This window comes from Egibacter rhizosphaerae (assembly GCF_004322855.1).
GTDB classification, from domain to species: Bacteria; Actinomycetota; Nitriliruptoria; order Euzebyales; family Egibacteraceae; genus Egibacter; species Egibacter rhizosphaerae.
Genome location: NZ_CP036402.1, coordinates 4,562,162 through 4,585,212 on the forward strand (window position 1 = coordinate 4,562,162; position 23,051 = coordinate 4,585,212).

A 23,051-nucleotide genomic window follows, 5' to 3' on the forward strand; every position below is an offset into this window, starting at 1 on the left:
CCCCGGTCCCGCGCCGGCCGACCATCACGATCGGGCGCGCGTCGGCGGTGTGTCCGGCTGCGCCGGGGTGCTACCGGGAGGGTGGTGATGGATCGAGCCCTTGAGCTCGGTCAGCGGCCGGCCGCTGCCCTCCCAGCGCTCCGCGATGAGCTCCGCGGCGATCGAGACCGCGGTCTCCTCCGGTGTGCGTCCCCCGAGGTCGAGCCCCATCGGCGACCGCAGCCGCGCAAGCTCGTCGTCGGTCAGACCGCGCTCCCGCAGGCGCTCGAGGCGGTCAGTGTGCGTGCGGCGACTCCCCATCGCGCCGATGTAGGCCGCCGGTGAGCGCAGCGCGACCTCGAGCACGGGCACGTCGAACTTGGGGTCGTGGGTGAGCACACAGATGGCGGTGCGGTGGTCGATCTCGGCGCGCTCCAAATACCGGTGCGGCCAGTCGACGATCACCTCGTCGGCGTCGGGGAACCGCTCCTTCGTCGCGAACAGCGCGCGGGCGTCGCAGACGGTCACGCGGTACCCGAGGAACGACCCGATGCCGGCCATCGCCGCCGCGTAGTCGATCGCGCCGAACACGAGCATGCGGGGCGGTGGCCGGAACGACTCGATGAACACCGTGACGTCGTCGCGGCGGCGCTCGCCCCGCCCCCCGTAGCGGAGCTGGGAGGTCCGACCCTGCGCGAGGAGCCCCCGCGCGTCGTCGGTGACGGCGACGTCCAACCCCTCCGGGCCGAGCGATCCCCGGGTGCTCGCCTCGTCGACCAGCAACTTCGCGCCCGCGGCGACCGACCCGTCCCCGGGGGCGTCGAGCACGGTCGCGAGCGCGACGGGGCGCTCCTCGCGGATCGCGTCGCTCAGCGCGGTGAACAGGCTCACCAGTCGAGCCGTTCGACGAACACCTGGATCCGGCCGCCGCAGGTTAGCCCGACGCTGAACGCGTCCTCGTCGCTGATGCCGTACTCCACGAGCGACGGTCGACCCGTCGCGAGCACTTGCTGCGCCTCCTCGAAGACCGCGCCCTCCACACAGCCCCCGGAGACGCTGCCGGCGACCTCCCCGGAGGTGCTCACCGCCATCGCCGCGCCGGGATCCCGCGGTGCGGACTTGTCGACGCCTACCACCGTCGCCAGCGCGACGTCGTCGCCCGAGCCGCGCCAGACTTCCACCGTGTCCAGGATGTCCTTCACGCCGCGCTCCTCCTGTCGGGTTCCTCACGGATCGGTTCCGACGCGTCGCCGCGCGCCACGCCTGCGACGACGCGCGCGAGGTGCTCCAGCGCGGCGAGGCTGTGCCCGGAGACGAAGTCGTCCACGTTCGGGAGCGCGGCCGCGATGCCGCCGGCGAGCGGAGCGTAGCCGGGGCGAGCCTTCCGCGGATTCGCCCAGACCACTCGGTGCGCGAGCCGCCGAAGGCGCCCGACCTGCTCGCCGAGCATCCGCGGGTCACCGCGCTCCCACCCGTCCGACAATACGACCACGACCGCACCGCGCGCCATCCCCCGCTGCCCCCACCGGTCGAGAAACGCCTTGAGCAGCTCACCGAGCCGCGTGCCCCCGCTCCAGTCGGGCACGGCCTCGGCGACGGCACGCATCGCCGCATCCGCGTCTCGGTGCGACAGCTCCCGCGTCACCCGGGTCAGCCGCGTGCCGAGCGTGAACACCTCCGGGCGGGGATGGTCGGAACGCTGGAAGGCGCGCGAGGCCGCGTGCGCGAACCGCAGCAAAGCGTCCGCGTACGGAGCCATCGACCCCGAGACGTCGATGATCAGGACCACTCTGCGCGGCCGCCGGCGGTGCCTCAGGTGTGCGAGCTCGGCCGGCTCACCCCCGTGCTGCAGCATCCGGCGGATCGTGCGGCGACGGTCGATGCGCCCGCGGGGCGCGTGCTCCCATCGCCGCGTCCGCCGCTGCTCCCCGGGCAGCGAGAGCGCCTCCAGCAATCGGTGCAGCTCCTCCTGCTCGCGCGGTCCCAGGTCGGCGACGTCCTTGTCCCGCAGCACCTCGGCGCGGCTGGCCTGAGCCTCGAACGCGGTGGGATCGTCCTCGTCCCCCTCGTCATCGCCCGCCGTGCCGTCCTCCGTCAGGGCGGTCACGATCGTGATCCGCGGTCGCTGCCGGGCGAGGGAGGCCGGGTCCACCCCGTGGAAGTACGCCGCGAACACACGGTCGTAGCGCGGGAGGTCTTCAGCGCTCGCACAGAGCGTCGTCCGGCCGGCCCAGAACACCTCCTCGCGGGAGGTCGCGTCGACGACGTCGAGCGCGGACACGAACGCGTGCACACGGTCGGGGGTCGCCGCCACGCCGGCCGACCGGAGCGCGTGCGCGAAGCCGACCACGGTGGGGATGGCGCTCGGCGCGCCGCCGTCCGCAGCGACGTCGAGTCCGGCACGCGCTCCGCTCGTCATCCCGCGACCGTCTCCTGGACGATACCGGCGACCTGCTGGCGCGCGCGCTCCTGGTCCTCCCGGTACTTCAAGACGCTGCCGAGCGTCGCGCTGGCGAGTTCGGGTTCGAGTTCGGTGGTGCCCAGGGCCACGAGTGCCTCGGTCCAGTCGAGCGTCTCGGCGACACCGGGCGGCTTCAGGAGGTCGGCCGTGCGGAGGCGCTGCACCGTCGACGTCACCTGCTCAGCGAGTCGCCCGCTGGCCCCTGGTACGCGTCGTTCGACGATCGCGACCTCGCGCGCGAAGTCGGGGTGCTCGACCCAGTGGTAGTAGCAGCGACGCTTCAGCGCGTCGTGCACCTCGCGCGTGCGGTTCGACGTCACCACGACGACCGGCGGCACCTCGGCTCGCACGGTGCCGAGCTCGGGGATCGAGACGGTGAAGTCGCTGAGGACCTCGAGGAGGAACGCCTCGAACTCGTCGTCGGCCCGGTCCACCTCGTCGATCAGCAACACGCTCGGGGTGGTCTCGAGCGCGGCGAGGAGCGGACGCGCGAGCAGGAACCGCCGGTCGAAGAGCTCCGCCTCGAGCCGGTCGGGATCGCGTTCCCCGCCCGCCTCGGCCGCTCGCAGATGCAGCAGCTGGCGGGGGAAGTCCCAGTCGTAGAGCGCCTGGGAGGCGTCGATGCCCTCGTAGCACTGCAGCCGGATCAGGGGCGCGTCGAGGACCCCGGCCAGCACGTGACCGACCGAGGTCTTGCCGACACCGGCGTCGCCCTCGAGGAACAACGGGCGATGCAGCCGCAGCGCGAGGAAGCACGCCGTCGCGAGGCCGGTGTCGGCGAGATAGTCGTGCGCCTCGAGCCGCTCGGCGAGCACGGCGGGCGAGGTGACGCCCTCCGGCAGCAGTCCCTGGGGGTGGTTCTCCGCGTCGATGCCCTCAGGTTACCGTGCGCCGCCGGCCCGCAGCCACGCGGCGTTCCGCGCGGGTCACAGCTGCATCGCCACCGTCTTGGTCCGCTGGTAGCCGAGCAGCGCCTCGAACCCCTTCTCCCGCCCGTAGCCGGAGCCCTTGACCCCACCGAACGGCAGCTCGGCTCCGCCCCCGGCCCCGTACGTGTTCACGAAGACCTGGCCGACGTCGAGGCGCCGGGCGAGGCGGTGGGCGCGCCCCACGTCGCGGGTCCAGAGCGCCGCGATGAGGCCGTAGTCGCTGTCGTTCGCGAGCGCGACCGCCTCGTCGTCGTCCTCGAAGGACGCCACCGCGAGGACCGGGCCGAACACCTCCTCGCGCGCGATGGAGGCGTGGGGCGGCACGTCGTCGAAGAGCGTCGGTTCGACGTAGAAGCCCCCGTTCTCGTCGGGCAGGCCACCCCCGTGCCGCAGGGTCGCCTCGCGACGACCCGCCTCGAGGTACCCCCGCACGCGCTCGCGCTGCCGGGCGGAGATGACCGGCCCGAGGTCGGGGTCCTCGGGGCCCGGGCCGATGCGCACGGCGCGGAAGCGCTCGAGCACCGCCTCGACCACCTCGTCGTGGCGGTCACGGTGCACCAGCAGGCGGGAACCGGCCGAGCAGGTCTGGCCGGCGTTCTGCAGGATCGATCGGACGATCGCCGGCACCGCCGCCTCGAGATCGGCGTCGCCGAACACGAGGTTCGGGGACTTGCCACCGAGCTCGAGCGTGACCGGCACGACGTGGTCGGCGGCGGACTTCGCCACCCGGCGCCCGACCTCCGCGGAACCGGTGAACGACAGGTGGTCGATGCCCGGGTGCGCCGCCAGCGCCGCGCCCCCCTCCTCACCCAGCCCTGGCACGATGTTGAGGGTGCCTGCCGGAAGGCCCGCGTCGAGTGCGAGCTCGCCGATCCGCAGCGCGTTCAGCGGCGCCTCCTCGGCGGGTTTGAGCACGCAGCAGTTCCCGGCGGCGAGCGCGGGCGCCACGGTGCGGCCCGTGACCTGCAGGGGATAGTTCCACGGGGTGATGTGTGCCGTGACCCCGTACGGCTCCCGCAGCGTGTACGCGAGCCGCTCCGGCTCGGTCGGGATGACGTCGCCGTGGCACGCCTGGAGCGTGTCCGCGTAGAACTCGAAGTAGCGGGCGGCGACGGTCGCGTCGGCGCGCGCTTGGGCCAGCGGCTTGCCGGTGTCCCGGCTCTCGAGCTGGGCGAGTTCGTCGTGGTGCGCGGTGATCCGGTCGGCGACCCGCCGCAGCGCGCGGCTGCGCTCCGCGGGCGCGGTGTCGGCCCACGCGGGGACCGCGGCACGGGCTTCCGCGACCGCGCGATCGACCTCCTCGGCACCGCAACGGGCGACGTCCGCGAGCGGCGAGCCCGTCGAGGGATCGAGGACCTCGAACGTGGCGTTCGCGGTCACACGGTCGCCGCCGATGAGCGCACGGCCGGTGAGGACATCCGGGTGGGACACGACAGCCTCCTGGGCGGGATCGGTTCGCGGGGATCGGACGACCCCGCCCGCAGGATGCCGCACGCGCACCCGGTCCGTCGTTCCTAGGACCCCGCCGCGGCCAACACCGCCCGCCGTGTGAGGACGTGCGCGAGGTGCCGTCGGTAGTCGGGGGCGGCGTTGACGTCGGACGGCGGGTCGGCCCCGTCGTCCGCCCGCGCCGCCGCGGCGGCCACCGCGTCCTCCTCGGCGGGCACACCCGCGAGCGCCTGCTCGGCGGCCTCCGCGCGCAGCGGGACCGAGGCCATGTGCGTCAGCCCGACCCGGGCCTCGGCGATGGCGCCGTTCTCCCGACGCACCATCGCGGCCGCGCCCACGATCGCCCACGCCTGGGCGACGCGGTTGAACTTCTCGTAGCGGTGGCCCCAGCCGTCGTACTTGGGCACGCGGACCTCGACCAGCACCTCGTCATCGGAGAGCGCGGTCTGCAGGTAGTCGACGAAGAAATCGCGAGCGGGGATCGTGCGACGCCCGGTGGGTCCCTCGGCGACGAGCTCGAACCCCATCGCGACCGCGACGGCCGGCAGGTCGCCGGCAGCGTCGCCGTGGGCGAGTGCCCCGCCGATCGTGCCTCGATGCCGGACCTGCGGGTCGCCGACCTGGGCGGTCGCCTCGGCCAGCAGCCCGCAGTGCTCCCGCACCCCGGGGTGCTGCACGATCGTCTCGTGGCGGGTCATCGCCCCGATCGCGACGTGGTCACCGCCATCGCTGATCCCGCTGAGATCGTCGACGCGTTCGAGGTCGACGACCACCTCGGGGATCGCGAGCCGCAGCTTCATGATCGGCAGGAGGCTGTGGCCGCCCGCGAGCAGCTTCGCCTCGTCACCGTGCTGCGCCAGCGCATCCACCACGTCGCGGACGGACTGTGCGCGGACGTACTCGAAGTCGGCGGGGATCACTGTGCACCTCGGGCTTCCTGGATGGCACGCCACACGTTCTGCGGCGAGGCGGGCAGTGGCACGTCGTCAACACCGAGATGGCGCAGGGTATCGACGACCCCGTTGATGATCGCCGGGGTCGACGCGATGGTCCCGGCCTCCCCCACGCCCTTCGACCCCAGCGGGTTCGTGGTCGCCGGCGTCTCGGTTCGATCGGTCTCGAACGTCGGCAGGTCCGGTGCGCCGGGGACGTAGTAGTCCATCATCGAACCGGTCGTGAGGTTGCCGTCCTCGTCGTGCACCGCCTCCTCGAAGAGCGCCTGGGCGATCCCCTGGGCGAGGCCGCCGTGGACCTGCCCCTCGACGATCTGCGGGTTCACCACCGTGCCGACGTCGTCCACCGCGACGTAGCGCCGGATGTCGACCGCGCCGGTCTCGGTGTCCACCTCGATCGCGGCGAGGTGCGTGCCGTGCGGGAAGGAGAGGTTCGAAGGGTCGAACGTCGTCTCCGCCGAGAGGTTCGGCTCGACCCCGTCGGGGAGATCGTGCGCGGCGAACGCCGCGAAGGCGACGTCCTGGATCGTCGTGGTCGCCTCGGGCGAGCCCCGAACGGTGAAGGTGCCGCGATCGAACTCGAGGTCGTCGGGGTTCGCCTCGAGCATGTGCGCCGCGATCGACCGTGCCTTGTCGATGATCTTGTCGGCGCAGTTGTGGACGGCGACGCCGCCGACGACGAGGGAGCGCGAGCCGTAGGTGTCCATGCCGTTCGGGACGAGCTTGGTGTCCCCCGCGATGACGTCGACGTCGTCGTAGTCGACGCCCAGCGCGTCGGCGGCGATCTGGCTCCAGGCGGTCGCGTGCCCCTGGCCGTGGGCGGTCGAGCCCGTCAGGACCTCCACCTTCCCGGTGGGCAGAATCCGGATCGACGCCCACTCCCAGCCGCCGGCAGCGTAGCGCAACTCCCCCAGGACGCGGCTGGGCGCGAGGCCACAGGCCTCGGTGAACGTCGACACCCCGATGCCGAGCTGCACCCGGTCGCCGCGCGACCGGCGCTCGGCCTGCTCGCGGCGCAGGTCGTCGTAGCCGAACCGCTCGAGCGCCCGCTCGGTGGCGGCCTCGTAGTTGCCCGAGTCGTACTGGAGCCCCGAGATCGTGTCGTACGGGAACTCGTCGTGGGTGATCCAGTTCTTGCGCCGCAGCTCGACCGGGTCCATGTCGAGCTCGGCGGCGAGCTCGCTCATGATCCGCTCGATCGCGTACGTCGCCTCCGGCCTGCCGGCACCCCGGTAGGCGTCGGTCGGTGTCTTCGTCGTGAACACGCCCGTGCAGCCGAAGTGGTAACTCGAGAACTTGTAGATCGCGTTGAACATTTGGGCGCCGAGCAACGGGATGCCCGGGGTCACTAGCTGCAGGTACGCGCCCATGTCGGCGAGCAGATCGACCTTGAGGCCCTTGACCCGTCCGTCCCGGGTCGCGGAGATCTGCAGGTCCTGGATCTGGTCACGACCGTGGATCGTTGTCTGGTAGCCCTCGCTGCGCGAGGCGGTCCATTTGATCGGGCGCCCGAGCCGCTGGGCGACGGCCAGCGCGAGCGGCTCCTCGGGATAGACGTTCAGCTTCGAGCCGAAGCCGCCGCCCACGTCCGGTGCGACCACGCGGAGCTTGTGCTCGGGAACCCCGGTGACCACCGCCATCATGACCCGCAGGATGTGCGGGATCTGGGTCGCGGAGTAGAGGGTGTACTCACCGGCCGCGCTGATCGGCGCGCAGACCACGGCGCGCGGTTCGATCGCGTTCGGGATGAGCCGCTGCTGGCGGAACCGTCGGGACACGACCACCGTGTCCTCGCCGGAGAAGTCGCCGTCCAGATCTCCGTTCTCCAGTTCCCAGTAGTAGGCGCGGTTCGTGCCCGCGTCGGCGTGCACCAGCGGCGCCCCGTCGGCGAGGGCGGCCTCCATGTCGACGACCGCATCGAGCGGCTCGTAGTCGACCTCGATGAACTCCAGCGCGTCCGCGGCGCTGTAGCGGTCGCGCGCCACGACGACCGCGACCGGGTCGCCGGTGTGCTTGACCTCGTCGACCGCGAGGGGCCAGTGATCGGGCATGACGATGTCCTCGGTGACCGGCCACGCGCACGGGAGCCCCGCCGCCCACTGCTCGGCGAGGTCCGCGCCGCTGAAGGCGGCCATCACGTTCGGCTGAGCCAGTGCCTCGCTCACGTCGACCCGTTCGATCCGCGCATGGGCCATCGGGCTGCGGAGGACGGCCATGTGCAGCATGCCCGGGAACTGGAGGTTGTCGGTCCACTGGGTCTGCCCACTGATGAGCCGCGCATCCTCCTTGCGCAGCACTGGTTGCCCGACGGTCATCCCGGTGCGCTCGCTGGTATCGGTCATCGCTCGCCCCCCTAGCCGCGCATGTTGGTGGCGGCGGTCCGCACCGCCTTGACGATGTTCTGGTAACCGGTGCACCGGCAGAGGTTGCCCTCGATCCCCTCGCGGATCTCGTCGTCGGTGGGGTCGGGGTTCTGCTCGAGGAGGTCGATGGAGGACATGATCATGCCGGGCGTGCAGTACCCGCACTGCAGGCCGTGCTCGGTGTGGAAGGCGGCCTGGATGGGGTGCCACTCGCCGTTGGCGACGCCCTGGATGGTACGGATCTCACGACCGTCGGCCTGGACGGCGAGCATGGTGCAGGACTTCGCGCTGCGCCCGTCGACGAGCACCGTGCAGGCCCCGCAGTTCGACGTGTCGCAGCCGATGTTGGTGCCCGTGAGCCCGAGCGTGTCGCGGAGGTAGTGCACCAGCAGTGTGCGGGGCTCGACATCGTCGGCGTAGGTGGTGTCGTCGACGGTCACTTCGATCCGTGGCATTCGGACCTCCTGTCGTGGGCCGGGGAGCCTCGGGGGGCGGGAGATGACCATAGGACCCGTGCCCGGGTTTGTGAAGGGTTCATGGCGGGCAGCGACACCTGGACATCAGCGGCCGACGCCCAGTGGCAATCCCGACCGTGCCGGACCTGCGGCTCGGAGTTCTCGGCACCTCGTCGATCGAGATCCCGATCCATCCTCGAGTGATGGTCGAAGGAGGCGAACGGCGTCCGGTTTACGCCGGTCGCGGGGTAGGCGTGGCTAGACGGCGAGCCTACGAGCCATCCAAGTCCTCCTCGAGGTCCTGCATCTCCTCGTCGAACTCCTGGAAGGCGTCGTCGATGTCCTCGACCGCACCGAACACGATGGTCATTCCCCAGATGCCCAGCACCACGGCGATCGCGCTCAGGATTGCGCCGATTAGTCCCATGGTCTTGCCGGAGCGGGCCGGGTTCTTTCGGGCCTTGTTGAAGCCGATCAGTCCGAATATCAGCCCGAGGGCGCCGCAGATCAACGCGATGAAACCCGTGAGCGGCACGAACCCGAACACGACCCCGACGATGCCGAGCACCAACGCCGTAACGGCCATCCCGTTGCCGAGCTTCTCGCCCGTCTGAGCCTGCGATGCGTCAGCCATGACGTTCCCCCTTACGTCGAGGTGTCAGCGTTGCAGTTCCGCTGTGATCCCGACAAGGGGTGTCCATCCTCGTTTCGGCACATCTGAGCATCTTGAGGCGTGCGCCGGCGGTAGGTGATCGACGTCCGGGCGTTAAGCTGTCACTCGACGATGCTCCATTCGCTGCAGCTCGCTGATTCGAAGCCCGCGTCGCTTCCGGAGATCTCAACCGTCGTGGGCCCTGAGACGAGCCCGTTGGTGATCCTGTCCGACGCGTCTCCGCCGAGCCCGCTCATCCGCTCCCAGTAGCAGCCGGCTGGGTTGCTACCGTCGGGCCCGTCGGTGCGGTAGGTGCCGGGCTCGATCTCCTCACCCACGACATGTACGCCGTTGCCGAATGTGGTCATGGTCTCGCGTTCCTCGGCCTGCGCGAGCTCGGACTCGCGGTCGTCGAGCTCGGACTCGCGGTCGTCGAGCTCGGCGACGCGGTCCTCAGCCTCGCCGACGATCTCGTCCGCCTCCGATTCGGCGTCGGCGAGCATCTCGTCGCGTTCGTTCTCGAGTTCGTCGCGAGCGGCGTCCAGCGCGTCGTCGGCGTCGCGTTCGGCGGCTTCAGCGCGATCCGCAGCGTCGGCGAGGTCTCCTTCAAGTTCGGAGACCCGGTCCTCGGCCTCGGCGATGCGGTCCTCGGCCTCGGCCAGGTCTTGCTCGGCTTCGTCGGCGCGTTCGGTTTCGGCTTCGGCGCGTTCCTCCAAGGAGACCGCGGCGGCGCGAGCTTCCTGGAGATCGGCCTCAAGCACCTCCTCGTCACCACCCAACGACGCGCCCACGATCAGCGCGACGAGTGCCGTGACCGGTAGGAGGACGGGGCGGCGTTTCCACCACGCCGGTCGGGGCGCCTCTTCGCCCTGCGGCCCCTGAGATGGCATCGGCTCGGTGGCGTCCTGCCACCCGTGCGATTCGTCAGACATAGATTCCCCGCCCACGAGTCCTACCCCCGCAACGTCGGTAGCGTGCCACGGGTGTGTGACCTGCTGCAGGGGCGGACCGGGGTGGGTCGCGAACAGTGAACGTCCAGGTCCACGGGGTGGGATGCTCCCTACCCGCCGATGTAGCTCATCTCGACCTTCTGCTGCTGCGCCGTCTCCTCGGTGCGCAGCTCCGAGTAGCGGTCGGTGCGCACGCGCCAGAGCCCCGCGAGCGCGTCGGCGAGTTCCTCGTCGCTCGCACCACCGCGCAGCAACGACCGCAGGTCGTACCCCTGCGCACCGAACAGGCAGGTGTACACCTCGCCGACGGCCGACAGCCGGGCGCGGGTGCACGTCGCGCAGAACGGCTCGGTGACCGACGAGATGACCCCGACCTCACCCCCGCCGTCGAGGTAGCGCCACCGGTCGGCGACCTCGCCGGTGTACGCCGGGTCGACCGGCTCGATCGGGAAGGCCTCGTGGATCAGCTCGACGACCTGGCGGCTGGGCACGACCTCGTCGAGGCGCCAGCCGTTCGTCGTACCCACGTCCATGTACTCGATGAAGCGCACGATCACGCCGTGCTCGCGGCCGAACCGGGCGAGGTCGACGATGCCGTCGTCGTTGACGCCCCGCTTGACCACCGCGTTGACCTTGATGGGGTCGAAGCCCGCCTCCGCGGCCGCGGCGATCCCGTCGAGCACCTGGCGCAGCGGGATCGGCGTGTCGGCCATCGCGGTGAAGACGTTCTCGTCGATCGAGTCGAGGCTGATGGTCAGCCGGCGCAGCCCCGCCTCGTAGAGCGCCGGTGCCTGCGCCCGCAGCAACGACCCGTTGGTGGTGAGCCCGATGTCCTCGATGCCGTCGACCTCGGTGAGCATCGCGACCAGCGTGGGGAGGTCACGGCGGACCAGTGGCTCACCGCCGGTCAGGCGAATCTTTCGCGCGCCGAGCCCGGCGGCGATCCGGACGACCCGCGTGATCTCCTCGAAGGTGAGGAGCTCCTCGCGGTCGAGGAACGCATGATCGGGGCCGAACAGCTCGCGCGGCATGCAGTAGCGGCAGCGGAAGTTGCAGCGGTCGGTGACCGACACCCGCAGATCCCGTAGTGGCCGCTGGTACTGGTCGACGACCGGCAAGTCACCCATGCCGCGACTGTAGAGGCCGCGCCCGCCCGGCGCCAGGCACGTACCTGCCCGGGGGGTTCTCAGGCCACATCCGACGCCGCCAGCGCGTCGGCGATGCGGTCGAGGCTGGCGCGGTCGGCGATGTCACGGGGCAGCTCGGGCAGGTGCACGCACGGGAGATCCCCGAAGCGTCGCGTGATCTCGGCGAGGTAGTCGGCTTGCTGCTCCCGTCGCTCGGCGAGGAACCGGCCGTCGGCATCGCGTCCGAGGACCCGGTTCACGACCACGCCGGCGACCGCGAGGCCGTGGTCGGCCAGCTGGCTGCGGGCGCGTACGGTCTCCTCGATCGGCAACCGCTCGGGCACGACGACGAGCCACACCGCCGTGTCCTCCCGCAGACGCTCGGCCGCTCGACCCAGACGATCGCGGCGCTCCCGCAGGCGCACCAGCACGGTGTCCTGCTCGGGCTCCTCCCGGCCGGCGAGATTGCGCAGCATGCGCTCGGTCCCGGTGACCCGCTCGCGCTGCCGGACCAGTCCCTCGACCCACGCGCCCAACAGGGCCGGCAGGGTGAGCAGCCGGAGCGTGTGCCCGGTGGGCGCGGTGTCGACGACCAGGCGGTCGTACTCCCCCGGACAGCGCTCGAGCAGCGCGGCGACCCGCTCGAACGTCGCCGTCTCGGCCGTCCCCGGGCTGTCCCGGGCGAGCCGGAGGTGGCGGCGGACCTGCGGCCAGAGCTCGGGATCGACCCGATCGGCGACCGCGTCCTCGACGGCGTCGAGATGCTCGGCGGCGACGCGCTCGGGATCGAGCTCGAGCGCGTCCAAGCGCTCCTCCACCGCCGTCGGCTCGGCGGTCAACCGTGAGCCGAGCGCGTCCCCGATGGAGTGCGCCGGATCGGTCGAGACCAGCAGCGTGCGGGCACCGTTCGCCGCGAGCGTTCGGGCTGTCGCGGCGGCCACCGTCGTCTTGCCCACCCCGCCCTTGCCGGAGAGCAGCACGATGGGGCGGTCAGAGGGTGCACTGGTAGGCGTGGTCAACAGCAGACCCCAGGATCCGGTGCGCGCTCCCACCCCTCGCGGCGGTGCCAGTCGTGGTAGGCGGCGATCATCTCGGGCAACAGTTCGGCAGTGACGGGGCTGGCGGGATTCTCGACCCCGAGCGCCTCCAGGAACAGCAACGTGACCAACAGGTCCTCCTGTCGGCGGGCCTCCCGTTCGAGCGCGGAGCGGTAGCGGACGGTGTAGACCTGCTCGTAGTGTCCCGCTGCCCGGCGCAGCGCGCTGATCACCCGACTGAACGCAGGGCGACCCCTCACGGGCTGGCGGCGAGCTCGTCGAGCACGGCTGCCACCACCGAATCGGGGTCCTCGGCGATCGTCCCCCAGTGCAGGACCTTGCCGTCCACGACGACGGCTCCCGTGCCCACGCCACGGCGTACCTGTCGCAGGGCGTCCCGCCGTCCCATGCCCCGCCGACGCCGGGCATCGCGATAGATCATCGGCGGCAGCGCGACCGTGTTGCGGGGATCCACCACGGTCAGCTCGATCCGTTCGTCGCCCAGGGCCTCGTGCAGGGCCCGGTAGACGACCCCCATCCGCTCCATGCCCGCACGAGCCCGTGGAAAGGGGTCGACCTCGCACAGCCCGCTGTCGAGGCCGCCGAGGCGACCACAGCAACCGGAACCTCCCATCTGGGTGTCCCACTCGCGGACCAGCAGCACCCGCGGCCGCACGGTCGCTCCTTCGGTTCGGCGGGTGTCCCGGCTCCCTGGCGGGAATGTTCCCGCGGCCGCGCGGGCGCACGCGGCCGCGGGGTCGCCGTCGTCACTGGTGGCTGGGTGCGTCCGGTGCGTCGACCGGCTCCTCCCGGCGCGCGCCGCGCATCCGTATCAGCGACAGGACCGCCTCGACGACCAGCCAGATCGCCAGCACGAGGATGGCGACGTTCATGGGCCCCAGCAGCCACTGCGTGAGTCCTTCGCCCTCGACGACGAAGCTCCACGTGTTGATGACGAGCACCGACACGGTCATCACCAGCAGGAACACGAGCGGCACGATCTGAGCGATCGGGTTCCGACGGCGCTTGAACACCCACACCGCGATCACCGACAGCGCGAGACCCGCAGTGAGCTGGTTCGTCGTCCCGAACAACTGCCACAGCTGTTCGAATGCGAGATCCCGGAACCAGGCCAGGGCGAGCGGGATGAGCGTGGCGATGACGGTCACCAGGGCGAGGTTGCGGCGCAGCACGGTGATGCCCGCGAGCCCGCCGATCTCCTGGATCACGTAGCGCTGCAGGCGCAGACCCGTATCCAGGGTGGTCGCCGCGAACGAGACCACCACGAGCGCGGCGAACGTCGAGGCGAACGCCGCGGTCATCCCGAGGTTCTGACCGAAGCCGCCAACCCCTTCGACGAAGTTGCCGACCGCGCCGGCATCCGCTGATTCAAAGGACGCATAGGCCTCGCTCCAGTCCATGCCGACGATCGCGAGCCCGGCTCCGGTGGCGAGGATCGCGCCGAGGGCCAGCGAACCCTCTCCGAGGGAGCCCATGTAGCCGACGTAGCGGGCGTCGGTCTCCTTGTCGAGTTGCTTGGCGGTCGTGCCGCTCGCCACGAGGGAGTGGAAGCCGCTGATGGCTCCGCAGGCGATGATCACGAACAGGAACGGGATCATCGGTGGTGCATCGTCCGGCACGTCCGGGTTGATCGCCGGTGCGGTCATCTCGGGCAGGACGACCTGGGTGAAGCCGATCACGCCCAAGAAGATGACTGCGAGCGCGATGAACAGCTGGTGGCTGTTGATGTAGTCGCGCGGTTGCAGGAGGATCCACACCGGGATCCTCGAGGCGATCCCCGCGTAGAGGAAGAGGATCAGCACCCAGACCTGCACGTCCTGCAACTCCAACCCGGCGATCGTCATCGTCTCGGGCAGCGCGATCGGGACGGCGTTGCCGAGCGGGATCGTCGCGTAGAGGATCGCCACGCCGATGAGTGAGGGAACGAGCGCCGGGGTCTGCTTCCGGTAGACGTACTGCCCGACGGCGATCGCCAGGGGGATCTCCACGAAGATCGGAATGATGACCTCGGGGAAGCCCACGAACAGGTTGCTGATCACGATCGCGAACACGGCGTTCACGAGTGTGAGCAGGAAGAAGATGATGAGCAGGAACAGCGTCCGCGATCGGTTGCTGATCACGTCCTGGGCGAGCGTGCCGATGTTGCGTGCACGGTGGCGCACGCTCACCGCGATCGACCCGAAGTCGTGGGCGCCGGAGGCGAAGATCGTGCCGAGCACGACCCAGATGAGGGCGGGCAGCCACCCCCAGACCACCGCGATCGCCGGCCCGACGATGGGGGCGGCCCCGGCGACCGACGTGAAGTGGTGGCCGAAGAGGACGTGCTTGTTGGTCGGCAGGAAGTCCACCCCGTCACGGAACTCGTGTGATGGGGTCAGGTACTGCTCCTCCAGCCCGTACACCTTCTCGGCGAGATACTTCGAGTAGTAGCGGTAGCCGAGGCCGTAGAGGAGGAAGACGACGATCGCGATGGCCAGAGCTGGCATCCTCCGCTCCTTCACACCTCGGGGGGACTCACGTCCACCCCCGTGTCGGCGACGTCGAAGCGCATCGCACCTAACCGCAGCATCTTCGCCTCGTCAACCACCGGACGACATGGAATGCATCCGATGTCTGACAGTGATATGACAGCACCCGCCGTCCGGGGTGCTGTCGTCGCCGAGATCGGCTGGCAGCGGGTGGACGGATCGGTGCGGGGTTCGGTCCACACCCCGCTGATCATCGACGGCATCCCGGGGTTGGCGCTCACCTACGCCGATCTGCCCGTCGCCGAGGAGTTGGCGAACGCTCGGCGGGTTGCGGTCGTGCTCACCGATGCCAGGAAGACGCTGCGGGGGTGGCAACCGATGGTGGCCACTGGTCCCCCGCCCGAACTCGAGCACGATCCTGAGGGCGAGCGCTTCCTCGCACAGGACGACCTGGTCGGGCAGGAACTGGCGAAGTACCCGCCCTCGCGCCTGCGCAGCGATTCCCTGCTCCAGCGTGGGGAGAATTGGTGGTACCAGTCGCGCGTGCTCGCGCGGTTCGTCGGCCTCTCACCGAGCCTTTGTCCCGAGGCGCGTACCAACCCGGACGATGGGGTCCTGCTCTACGCGGTTGACCACCGCCTGACGGCGGAGACCGTGCGCGTCGACGACTGGCACGCCGATCGGCTGCGGATCGAGCCTCTGGCGGGCACTGCGCCCGCGCCGCGTCAGCCGTCACCCGCCTGTCTGCTCCGACACGACCACTCCGACGATCTCGAGCGGCGAGCGACCTTCACGCTCACGGGCCGGTGGGACGGTGACCGGTTCACGGTGGCCACGCGCGAGGGGCAGGCCCACCTTCCCCCGGTACCCGGAGTATGGGCACGCATCAAGCAGGCGAAGGCGCTGGAGCGGGCCTGTCGCCGCGGGCTCCGCGCGGCGGGTCACTAGATCCTCGCGACATGAGGCCGGCGACCGTGATCGTGTCGGGCTGCTACTCGTCGGGGATGTCCCCGGCACGTGCCGCCTTCTCCGCCGCGCCGGCCTTCAGCTGCTCCGCGACCTCGTCGGTGCGTTCACGCAGCGCCTCCAACGAGCCCTCGTTCCAGATCACGTGGGTCGCGGCCTCCAGCTTCTCCTCGAGGGGCGCCTGGGACGCGATCCGGTCATGCGCGTCATCGGGCTCCAGGCCGCGGTGCGTGACGAGGCGGTCCTGCTGTGTCCCCTCCCGGGCGGCGACCACGACGACCGCGTCGAACGGCAGCGGCGTGTTCATCTCGACGAGCAGGGCGATGTCCACGACGACCAAGCCGCCGTAGTGCGCGAGGATCTCGAGCCGGTCAGCGATCGTCCTCAGGATCGGGGGGTGCGTGAGCTCGTTCAGGGCCGCGCGCTGCCCCGGTGAGCCGAACACGATCGCACCCAGCCGTTCCCGGTCGATGAAGCCCGCGTCGTCCAGGATCTCCTCGCCGAAGTGCTCGACGACGCGCTGATAGGCCGGCTCGCCGGGGAGGACGACCTCCCGGGCGATCTGGTCCGCGTCGATGAGCTCGGCCCCGTGCTCACACAGTCGTTCCGCGACCGTCGACTTGCCGGCCGCGATTCCGCCCGTCAAGCCCACGAGGTACATCGAGCATCCTCCGGTCCACGACGGCCCGACATGCGACGACCCGCCCGAAAGGGGCGGGCCGCAGCATATCTTGACCGATCCTCAGCGTTCGGTGCCCTCGCCGGCGTCGTCGTCGTCGCCGGCGTCGTCGTCGCCGGCGTCGTCGTCGTCCTCGGCTCCGGAGGTCTCGGCCTCACCGGACGAGGCGGCGCCGGGCGCCTCCAGCGATGCGGACTCGTCGGCCTCCTCGGTCGGCTCCTCCGCGGGCTCGGCCACCGACTCCTCGGCCATCGACTCAACCTCCGCCGGCTCCTCGGCCACCGACTCCTCGGCCGCCGACTCGACGTTCGCCGACTCGACGGTCGCCGACTCCTCGGCCGCCGACTCAACCTCCGCCGGCTCAACCTCCGCCGGCTCAACCTCCGCCGGCTCAACCTCCGCCGGCTCGGGCTGCTGCTCGACCTCCTCCTCGGCGGTTGACTCGCCGGCCTGTCCCCGCAGGTCGGCGAGCACGTCGCCCAGGCTCACCTCGCCACTGGCCTCGCCGCGCTGCTGCAGCGCGGCCTCGAGCGCGGCGCCGACGCTCGACGCGGGAGCCGCCGGCTCCTCGCCGGGCTCGGCCTCGGGCTCCGCGGCCTCCGCCTCGGGCTCCTCGGCGACGGCGATCGCCGGTTCCTCGCCGTAGCCGGCCTTCACGGCCTGCTTGAGCGAGAGCGAGATCCGACGGCGGACGTCGTCGATGTCGATGATCTTGACCGTGATCGGGTCACCGACCTTCACGACCTGCTCGGGGACCTCGACGTGCGCCTCGGCGAGCTCCGAGATGTGGACGAGGCCCTCGATGCCGTCCTCCACCTTCACGAACGCGCCGAACGGCACGATCTTGGTGACGTTGCCCTCGATGAACTCGCCCACGTAGTGCTGGCGGGCGAACTGGCGCCACGGGTCCTCCTGCGTGGCCTTCAGCGACAGCGAGACGCGTTCGCGGTCGAGGTCCACGTCGAGGACCTCGACCTCGACCTCCTGGCCCACCTCCACGACTTCGCCGGGGTGGTCGATGTGCTTCCAGCTGAGCTCCGAGACGTGGACCAGTCCGTCGACGCCGCCGAGGTCCACGAACGAGCCGAAGTTCACGATGCTCGACACGGTGCCCTTGCGGATCTCGCCCTTCTCGAGCGTCTCGAGGAACTCGCGGCGGAACTCGCTCTGGGTCTCCTCCAGGAACTTGCGGCGGCTGAGCACCACGTTGTTGCGGTTCTTGTCGAGCTCTATCACCTTGCACTCGAGCTCGCGCCCGACGTAGGGGTGCAGGTCGCGTACCCGCCGCATCTCGACGAGGCTCGCCGGCAGGAAGCCCCGGAGTCCGATGTCGAGGATGAGGCCGCCCTTGACGACCTCGATGACCGTGCCGGTGACCGTCGAGTCCGCGTGGTAGATCTCCTCGATCTTGCCCCAGGCACGCTCGTACTGAGCCCGCTTCTTGGAGAGGATGAGGCGGCCGTCCTGGTCCTCCTTCTGCAGGACCAGCGCCTCGATCACGTCGCCGAGTTGCACGACCTCGTTCGGGTCGACGTCGTGCTTGATCGAGAGCTCGCGCGAGGGGATGACACCCTCGGACTTGTACCCGATGTCGAGGAGGACCTCCTCGGGGTCGACCTTGACGACCACGCCCTCGACGATGTCGCCGTCGTCGAACTCCTTGATCGTCTCCTCGAGGGCCCGCTCGAACGCCTCGGCGGAGCCGAACTCCTCGAGGGCGATCTGGGCGCCTCGATCCCGCTCCTCGCGAGGCGCGGTCTCGAGCGTGGCGGTCGCCGTGCGCTGCGCGTCCTCGGCAGCGTCACGGGTCGTGTCGTCGGCGGTCTGGTCCATCGGGGCTCTCGGTCTCCTCGGTGCTTCTATCGGTGTCGTTTGGGTGTGTCAGGGCCGCCCGACCGCACGCACTCGTGCTGCGTCCGTCAGCAGGATTCCACGCTCCACGGGCCGCGGGTTGCATCGACGCACGCGAACGATGCCGCAGGGGCGGCCACCTAGTGTCCGTCACGGCGGCACAGGTGTCAACGCGCTGCGTGGCGCGCGCCTCCAGCCTGCCACGTGGGCGGCTGCGCGCCACCGGTGCGCGGCGGAGACGTCGCGCTCAGTGCTTCTCGGCGTCGTACCAGCTGCGGCCGGACGCGGTATCGACTTCGAGGGGGACCGCGAGCTGTGCGACGCCGCTCATCGCCTCGACGAGCAGGTCGGTCAGCTGGCCGACCTCGCCGGGAGCGGCTTCGCAGAGCAGCTCGTCGTGCACCTGAACGAGGAGGCGGCTCGCGAGCTGCCGGCGCTGCATCTCACCGTGGACGGCGATCATCGCCATCTTGATGATGTCCGCGGCCGTCCCCTGGATCGGTGCGTTGAGCGCCATGCGCTCCGCCATCTCGCGGCGCTGGCGGTTGTCGCTGCGCAGGTCGGGGAGGTAGCGCCGCCGCCCGAACAAGGTGGCGGTGTAGCCGTCGCGGCGGGCCTGGTCGACGACCCCGTCCAGGTAACCCTTCACCTTCGGGAACCGGGCGAAGTACGCGCCCATGAGCTCCCGCGCCTCGTCGGGTGGGATCCCGAGCTGCTGGGAGAGGCCGTACGCGCTGAGCCCGTACGCGAGCCCGTAGGTCATCCCTTTGATCCGGCTGCGGAGCATGTTGTCGACCGCGTCCAGTGGCAGCTCCCAGACCATGGCGGCCGTCTGGGCGTGGATGTCCTCCGCGGAGTTGAACGCGGCGAGCAGACCCTCGTCACCGGAGAGGTGGGCCATGACACGCAGCTCGATCTGCGAGTAGTCGGCGACGACGATCGCCTCGTTGCCCTCCCCGGCGACGAACGCCTGGCGGATCTCCCGGCCGGTCTCGGTACGGATCGGGATGTTCTGGATGTTCGGGTGCTGGCTGGACAGCCGCCCGGTCACCGCGACCGCCTGCATGTACTCCGGGTGGATGCGGCCGGTCCGGTCGTCGACGAGCGGTGGCAGGGCGTCCACGTAGGTGGACTTGAGCTTGGACACCTCCCGGTACTCGAGCAGTGCGTCCACGATCGGGTGCTCCTCCGCGATCGTGCGCAGCGCCTGCGCGTCGGTCGAGTAGCCCGTCTTGATGCGCTTCGTCTTGGGCAACCCGAGCTCGTCGAAGAGGACGACCTGGAGCTGCTTCGGGCTGTCGAGGTTGAACTCCCGACCGGCCTGCCCGAACACCTCCTCCCGCAGCCCCGCGATGCGGTCCGCGAGCTGCTCGCCGATGCCCGCCAGGACGTCGAGATCGATGGCGATCCCGTTGTGCTCCATCTCGCCGAGCACGGCCACGAGCGGGAGTTCCACCTCGTCGAGCAGATCGTGCTGGTCCCGCTCGGCCAACACGCCGTCGAGCACCTCCGCGAGCGCCACCACGGCATGGGCGGCACGGCCGAGATCCTCCGCGGCGCGCTTCCCGTCGCCGTCCTCGACCGCCATCGCCAACTGCCCGTCGTCCGCCGGCCCGTCCTCGCGTCGCAGGGTCGCGTTCAGGTACTGACCAGCCAGTGCCTCCAGGTCGTACGAGCGGCTGCCGGGTTGCGCGACGTAGGCGGCGAGCTCGGTGTCCATGCGCAGCGCGACGAGATCCCATCCTTGCGCGCGTGCGGCGTGCGTGAGCTCCTTCGCGCTGTGGGTGAGCAGCGGTCGGTCCGGGTCGGCGAGGGACGCGGCGAGAGCCTGCTGATCGGCCGCGGCCAGATCGTCGACCGAGGCGACGACGGGCTCGCGCTCCGCGGCAGCCAGCGCGACGCGGCGCAGGCGGACCCGTGGGGGGCGCCCATCGCTCTCGGGCAGGACGGCGATTCCGGCGCCGGGCGCGAGGGCCCCGAGCCACGCGGCGACGTCGCCCGCGCCGGCGTGGTGCGGAGCCACGTCGAGGACCGAGGCGCCGGCCTCCCCCTCGACACCCAGGGCCTCGGTCAGCCGCTCCCACAGGGCGGTGAACTCCAGCGTCTGGAAGACCTCCCGAACCGCGTCCCAGTCGACCTCGCCCATGCGCAGGTCGTCGAGTGGCAGCGGTACGTCGATGTCACGATCCAACAGCGCGACCCGGTGGCCCTTGCGCACCTCCTCCTCGTGCGCGGCGAGCGCCTCCCGCAGCTTCGGTCCCCCGATCTGGTCCAGGCTCGAGAAGATGCCGTCCAGGTCGCCGTGGGCGCCGAGCAGCTTCGCTGCCGTCTTGTCCCCCACCCCGGGCACGCCCGCGATGTTGTCGCTCGGGTCGCCCCGCAACGCCGCCAGCATGGGATAGCGGGCCGGTTCGACCCCGTAGCGCTCGGCGATGGCCTCCTCGTCCATGAGGCGCGTCTCGGTGATGCCCCGGGTCGTGTAGAGGACCCGCACGTGCTCGTCGACGATCTGGAAGACGTCCCGGTCGCCGGTCACCACCAGGACCTCCAGCCCCGCCATCGTGGCCATCCGCGCGTACGTGGCGATCACGTCGTCGGCTTCGACCCCGTCGATCACCACCTGCGGGATGGCGAGCGCCTCGAGCACCTCACCGATGAGCGGGACCTGGCTCCGGAAGGCATCCGGACTGGCCTCCCGCTGGCCCTTGTAGTCGGGCAGGATCTCGAGTCGCTGGGCGGGCCGCCCCCGGTCGAAGGCGACCGCGATGCGGTCGGGCCGGTGCTCGGCGAGGAGCTTGACCAGCATGCTGGTGAAGCCGTAGACGGCATTGGTGACCTGCCCGGTCGTCGTGGCGAGGTCCTCCGGGAGCGCGTAGAAGGCCCTGTAGGCCAGGCTGTGGCCATCGAGGAGCGCGAGGACCGGGCGTTCGTCGCTCTCCCCGGCCTCTCCGCCCCGGTCGGGCTCGTCGGGGACGGCGTGTTGCTGCTCGACCACCGCTCGCCTTTCGTGCAATTCGTCAGAGTCGTCCGGGATCGTGCCGGAACGTGCGGGACGCGGACGCCGCTGTGGCTCGCCGCAGGGCAGCCTATCCGGCGCTCGATGCCCGAGCGCCCCGCAGCCGCTCACGAGGCACGTCCGTCACTCCGCCGACGTGCCGCCGGAACTTCCCACTAGAGCCTTCGTAGGCTACGCTGCGCACTACGCGGGACGCGTGCCCGGGCGATTGGGCCCCTGGAGTGTCCACCAAGGCCGCACCTGCAGCCCCGCCCTGGCACGCCCACGCACGCCACCCGACAGGACTGCTCTGTGAGGCCCGACGACACGAACAGGGAGTGAACATGATGCGATCGACATCACTGCGACTGCTCGCGCTGGTATTCGGTCTGATGCTGCTGGTCGCCGCGTGCGAGGAGGAGGACCCGGTCGAGCCCGACGACGAGGATCCGGAAGAGGAGGAGGAGCCCGAGGACGACGAGCCCGACGAGGAGGAGCCCGAAGAGGAAGAGGAAGAGGACGAGGCCGAGGAGCCCGATGAGGACGCCGAAGCCGAGGAGACCGAGGACGACGCGCTCGAGCTCGGTTATCTCCTGCCTGAGACCGGTGACCTCGCGTTCCTGGGAGAGGGGATGATCGCGGCGACCGAGCTCGCCGTGGAGCGGATGAACGAGGCCGGCGGCGTGCTGGACAACGACGTGACCCTCGAGGGCCGCGACGAGGCCGGCGAGGCCGACATCGCCAGCGAGTCCGCCGACGACCTCCTCGCCACCGGCGTCGACGCGGTCGTCGGAGCGGCCGCGACGGGCATGTCGGTCGCGGTGATCGACCAGATCACCGGCTCCGAGGTCGTGCAGTGCTCCCCCTCGAACACCGGTCCGATCTTCACCGACTACGACGACGGGGGCTACTACTTCCGGACGGCGCCGACCGACGCCCTGCAGGGTCCGGTGCTCGCGGACGAGATCCTCGCGGACGGGTACGGGACCGTGGCGATCGCCGCCCGCGGTGACGACTACGGCGAGGGGCTCGCGGACGCGGTCAACGATGCCGTGACCGAGGCCGGAGGCGAGGTCCTGGAGCAGATCATCTACGACGTCGACGCCGCCACGTTCGACGCCGAGGTGGAACAGCTCGAGGCCGCCGGCGCCGACGCGGTCGTGATCGTGTCGTTCGAGGAGGGCGTGCAGCTGCTCCAGACGATGATCGAGGCGGGGCTCGGGCCGGACGACATCGGCGTGTACGGTGCCGACGGCATCCGCGAGGGTGACTTCGCCGAACGCGTCGACCCCGACGACCCGAACGTCCTGGACGGCTTGCGGGGAACGGCTCCCGACCCGAGCGTCGACGAGGACTTCCTGGACGACCTGGCCGAGTACGCCGGTGAGCTCGAGGCCGAGCAGTTCGCACCCCAGGCTTACGACTGCGCGAACCTCGCGGGGCTCGCGGCCCTCGCTGGCGAGAGCGCCGACAGCCAGACGATCCAGGAGAACATGATCGACGTCACCACGGGCGACACCGAGTGCGCTTCGTTCGAGGAGTGCGCCGGTCTGCTGGAGGACGGCGAGTCGATCGCCTACGTGGGCACCGCCGGCCCGTACGAGTTCACCGACGCTGGGGAGCCGAGCCGCGGGACCTACGAGGTCTGGGAGTGGATCGATGGCGAGCTCGAGGGCACCGACCAGGTCGAGGCCGACATCGAGGTGATCGAGTAGC

The 23,051-nt window shown here is 70.7% G+C and carries 18 protein-coding genes and 1 pseudogene; 2 read left to right on the top strand and 17 right to left on the bottom strand.

Translation table 11 applies throughout. The features are described 5' to 3' along the window. Positions 1-24: 24 nt before the first annotated feature. The 14 genes and pseudogenes from ER308_RS20910 to ER308_RS20975 form a co-directional block, all read right to left on the bottom strand. Positions 25-1,181 (bottom strand): annotated as a pseudogene (locus ER308_RS20910) (XdhC family protein). Continuing rightward, positions 1,178-2,398: a vWA domain-containing protein gene (locus ER308_RS20915; RefSeq protein ID WP_131156765.1), complete on the bottom strand. Its 1,221-nt coding sequence runs from the start codon at positions 2,396-2,398 to the stop codon at positions 1,178-1,180. The pseudogene ER308_RS20910 and the gene ER308_RS20915 overlap by 4 nt, the downstream one beginning before the upstream one ends. After that, a complete protein-coding gene (locus ER308_RS20920; RefSeq protein ID WP_420826264.1) occupies positions 2,395-3,285 on the bottom strand; it encodes an AAA family ATPase in 891 nt (296 codons plus the stop codon). Before ER308_RS20920 ends, ER308_RS20915 begins: the two co-directional genes overlap by 4 nt. Before the next feature lie 81 nt (positions 3,286-3,366). Beyond that, the gene (locus tag ER308_RS20925; protein ID WP_131156767.1) at positions 3,367-4,800 is read right to left on the bottom strand and encodes an aldehyde dehydrogenase family protein; all 1,434 of its coding nucleotides are present in this window, start codon (positions 4,798-4,800) and stop codon (positions 3,367-3,369) included. An 83-nt stretch (positions 4,801-4,883) separates the two neighbouring features. Continuing rightward, a complete protein-coding gene (locus ER308_RS20930) occupies positions 4,884-5,738 on the bottom strand; it encodes an FAD binding domain-containing protein (RefSeq protein WP_131156768.1) in 855 nt (284 codons plus the stop codon). Beyond that, entirely contained in the window at positions 5,735-8,113 is a 2,379-nt protein-coding gene (locus ER308_RS20935; RefSeq protein WP_131156769.1) for a xanthine dehydrogenase family protein molybdopterin-binding subunit, read from the bottom strand. Before ER308_RS20935 ends, ER308_RS20930 begins: the two co-directional genes overlap by 4 nt. 11 nt (positions 8,114-8,124) lie before the next feature. Further along, positions 8,125-8,589 carry a (2Fe-2S)-binding protein gene (locus tag ER308_RS20940; RefSeq protein WP_131156770.1) on the bottom strand — a complete coding sequence of 155 codons (465 nt, stop codon included), beginning with the start codon at positions 8,587-8,589 and terminating at the stop codon, positions 8,125-8,127. 271 nt (positions 8,590-8,860) lie between these two features. Further along, positions 8,861-9,223 (bottom strand): DUF4190 domain-containing protein, encoded by a 363-nt coding sequence (locus ER308_RS20945; protein WP_131156771.1) that lies wholly within the window; start codon positions 9,221-9,223, stop codon positions 8,861-8,863. Between the two features lie 140 nt (positions 9,224-9,363). Next, positions 9,364-10,173: a hypothetical protein gene (locus ER308_RS20950; RefSeq protein WP_131156772.1), complete on the bottom strand. Its 810-nt coding sequence runs from the start codon at positions 10,171-10,173 to the stop codon at positions 9,364-9,366. A gap of 128 nt (positions 10,174-10,301) precedes the next feature. After that, positions 10,302-11,318 carry a GTP 3',8-cyclase MoaA gene (gene moaA / locus ER308_RS20955; protein WP_131156773.1) on the bottom strand — a complete coding sequence of 339 codons (1,017 nt, stop codon included), beginning with the start codon at positions 11,316-11,318 and terminating at the stop codon, positions 10,302-10,304. A gap of 59 nt (positions 11,319-11,377) precedes the next feature. After that, a complete protein-coding gene (locus tag ER308_RS20960) occupies positions 11,378-12,337 on the bottom strand; it encodes an ArsA family ATPase (protein ID WP_165492294.1) in 960 nt (319 codons plus the stop codon). After that, complete coding sequence (locus ER308_RS20965; RefSeq protein WP_131156774.1) at positions 12,334-12,588, bottom strand: cory-CC-star protein; 255 nt, start codon at positions 12,586-12,588, stop codon at positions 12,334-12,336. The genes ER308_RS20960 and ER308_RS20965 overlap by 4 nt, the downstream gene beginning before the upstream one ends. A 23-nt stretch (positions 12,589-12,611) precedes the next feature. Continuing rightward, on the bottom strand, positions 12,612-13,031 hold the full coding sequence (locus ER308_RS20970) for a hypothetical protein (protein ID WP_205745785.1): 420 nt from the start codon (positions 13,029-13,031) through the stop codon (positions 12,612-12,614). Between the two features lie 91 nt (positions 13,032-13,122). Further along, positions 13,123-14,862: a carbon starvation CstA family protein gene (locus ER308_RS20975; protein ID WP_131156775.1), complete on the bottom strand. Its 1,740-nt coding sequence runs from the start codon at positions 14,860-14,862 to the stop codon at positions 13,123-13,125. A 123-nt stretch (positions 14,863-14,985) separates the two neighbouring features. Between ER308_RS20975 and ER308_RS20980 the strand changes: the two genes are divergently transcribed. Beyond that, positions 14,986-15,792 carry a hypothetical protein gene (locus ER308_RS20980; RefSeq protein ID WP_131156776.1) on the top strand — a complete coding sequence of 269 codons (807 nt, stop codon included), beginning with the start codon at positions 14,986-14,988 and terminating at the stop codon, positions 15,790-15,792. Positions 15,793-15,835: 43 nt separating this feature from the next. On the opposite strand, the gene coaE is transcribed toward ER308_RS20980, so the two are convergent. The 3 genes from coaE to polA all read right to left on the bottom strand — a co-directional run bounded on the left by coaE (position 15,836) and on the right by polA (position 21,335). Beyond that, positions 15,836-16,471: a dephospho-CoA kinase gene (gene coaE, locus ER308_RS20985; RefSeq protein WP_131156777.1), complete on the bottom strand. Its 636-nt coding sequence runs from the start codon at positions 16,469-16,471 to the stop codon at positions 15,836-15,838. 81 nt (positions 16,472-16,552) lie between these two features. Next, positions 16,553-18,322, bottom strand: a complete 1,770-nt coding sequence (gene rpsA, locus ER308_RS20990) for a 30S ribosomal protein S1 (protein WP_131156778.1) — start codon at positions 18,320-18,322, stop codon at positions 16,553-16,555. A gap of 265 nt (positions 18,323-18,587) precedes the next feature. Further along, on the bottom strand, positions 18,588-21,335 hold the full coding sequence (gene polA, locus ER308_RS20995; protein WP_131156779.1) for a DNA polymerase I: 2,748 nt from the start codon (positions 21,333-21,335) through the stop codon (positions 18,588-18,590). Between the two features lie 344 nt (positions 21,336-21,679). On the opposite strand from polA, the gene ER308_RS21000 reads away from it, so the two are divergent. Continuing rightward, positions 21,680-23,050: an ABC transporter substrate-binding protein gene (locus ER308_RS21000; RefSeq protein ID WP_205745786.1), complete on the top strand. Its 1,371-nt coding sequence runs from the start codon at positions 21,680-21,682 to the stop codon at positions 23,048-23,050. Position 23,051: the final 1 nt, after the last annotated feature.

What these genes read in the sequence shown, in the direction of transcription:
- ER308_RS20915 (WP_131156765.1), bottom strand. Translation starts at nt 2,398, where the DNA reads ATGACGAGCGGAGCGCGTGCCGGACTCGACGTCGCTGCGGACGGCGGC.
- ER308_RS20935 (WP_131156769.1), bottom strand. Translation starts at nt 8,113, where the DNA reads ATGACCGATACCAGCGAGCGCACCGGGATGACCGTCGGGCAACCAGTG.
- ER308_RS20940 (WP_131156770.1), bottom strand. Translation starts at nt 8,589, where the DNA reads ATGCCACGGATCGAAGTGACCGTCGACGACACCACCTACGCCGACGAT.
- ER308_RS20945 (WP_131156771.1), bottom strand. Translation starts at nt 9,223, where the DNA reads ATGGCTGACGCATCGCAGGCTCAGACGGGCGAGAAGCTCGGCAACGGG.
- ER308_RS20950 (WP_131156772.1), bottom strand. Translation starts at nt 10,173, where the DNA reads ATGTCTGACGAATCGCACGGGTGGCAGGACGCCACCGAGCCGATGCCA.
- moaA (WP_131156773.1), bottom strand. Translation starts at nt 11,318, where the DNA reads ATGGGTGACTTGCCGGTCGTCGACCAGTACCAGCGGCCACTACGGGAT.
- ER308_RS20975 (WP_131156775.1), bottom strand. Translation starts at nt 14,862, where the DNA reads ATGCCAGCTCTGGCCATCGCGATCGTCGTCTTCCTCCTCTACGGCCTC.
- ER308_RS20980 (WP_131156776.1), top strand. Translation starts at nt 14,986, where the DNA reads ATGTCTGACAGTGATATGACAGCACCCGCCGTCCGGGGTGCTGTCGTC.
- coaE (WP_131156777.1), bottom strand. Translation starts at nt 16,471, where the DNA reads ATGTACCTCGTGGGCTTGACGGGCGGAATCGCGGCCGGCAAGTCGACG.
- rpsA (WP_131156778.1), bottom strand. Translation starts at nt 18,322, where the DNA reads ATGGACCAGACCGCCGACGACACGACCCGTGACGCTGCCGAGGACGCG.
- ER308_RS21000 (WP_205745786.1), top strand. Translation starts at nt 21,680, where the DNA reads ATGATGCGATCGACATCACTGCGACTGCTCGCGCTGGTATTCGGTCTG.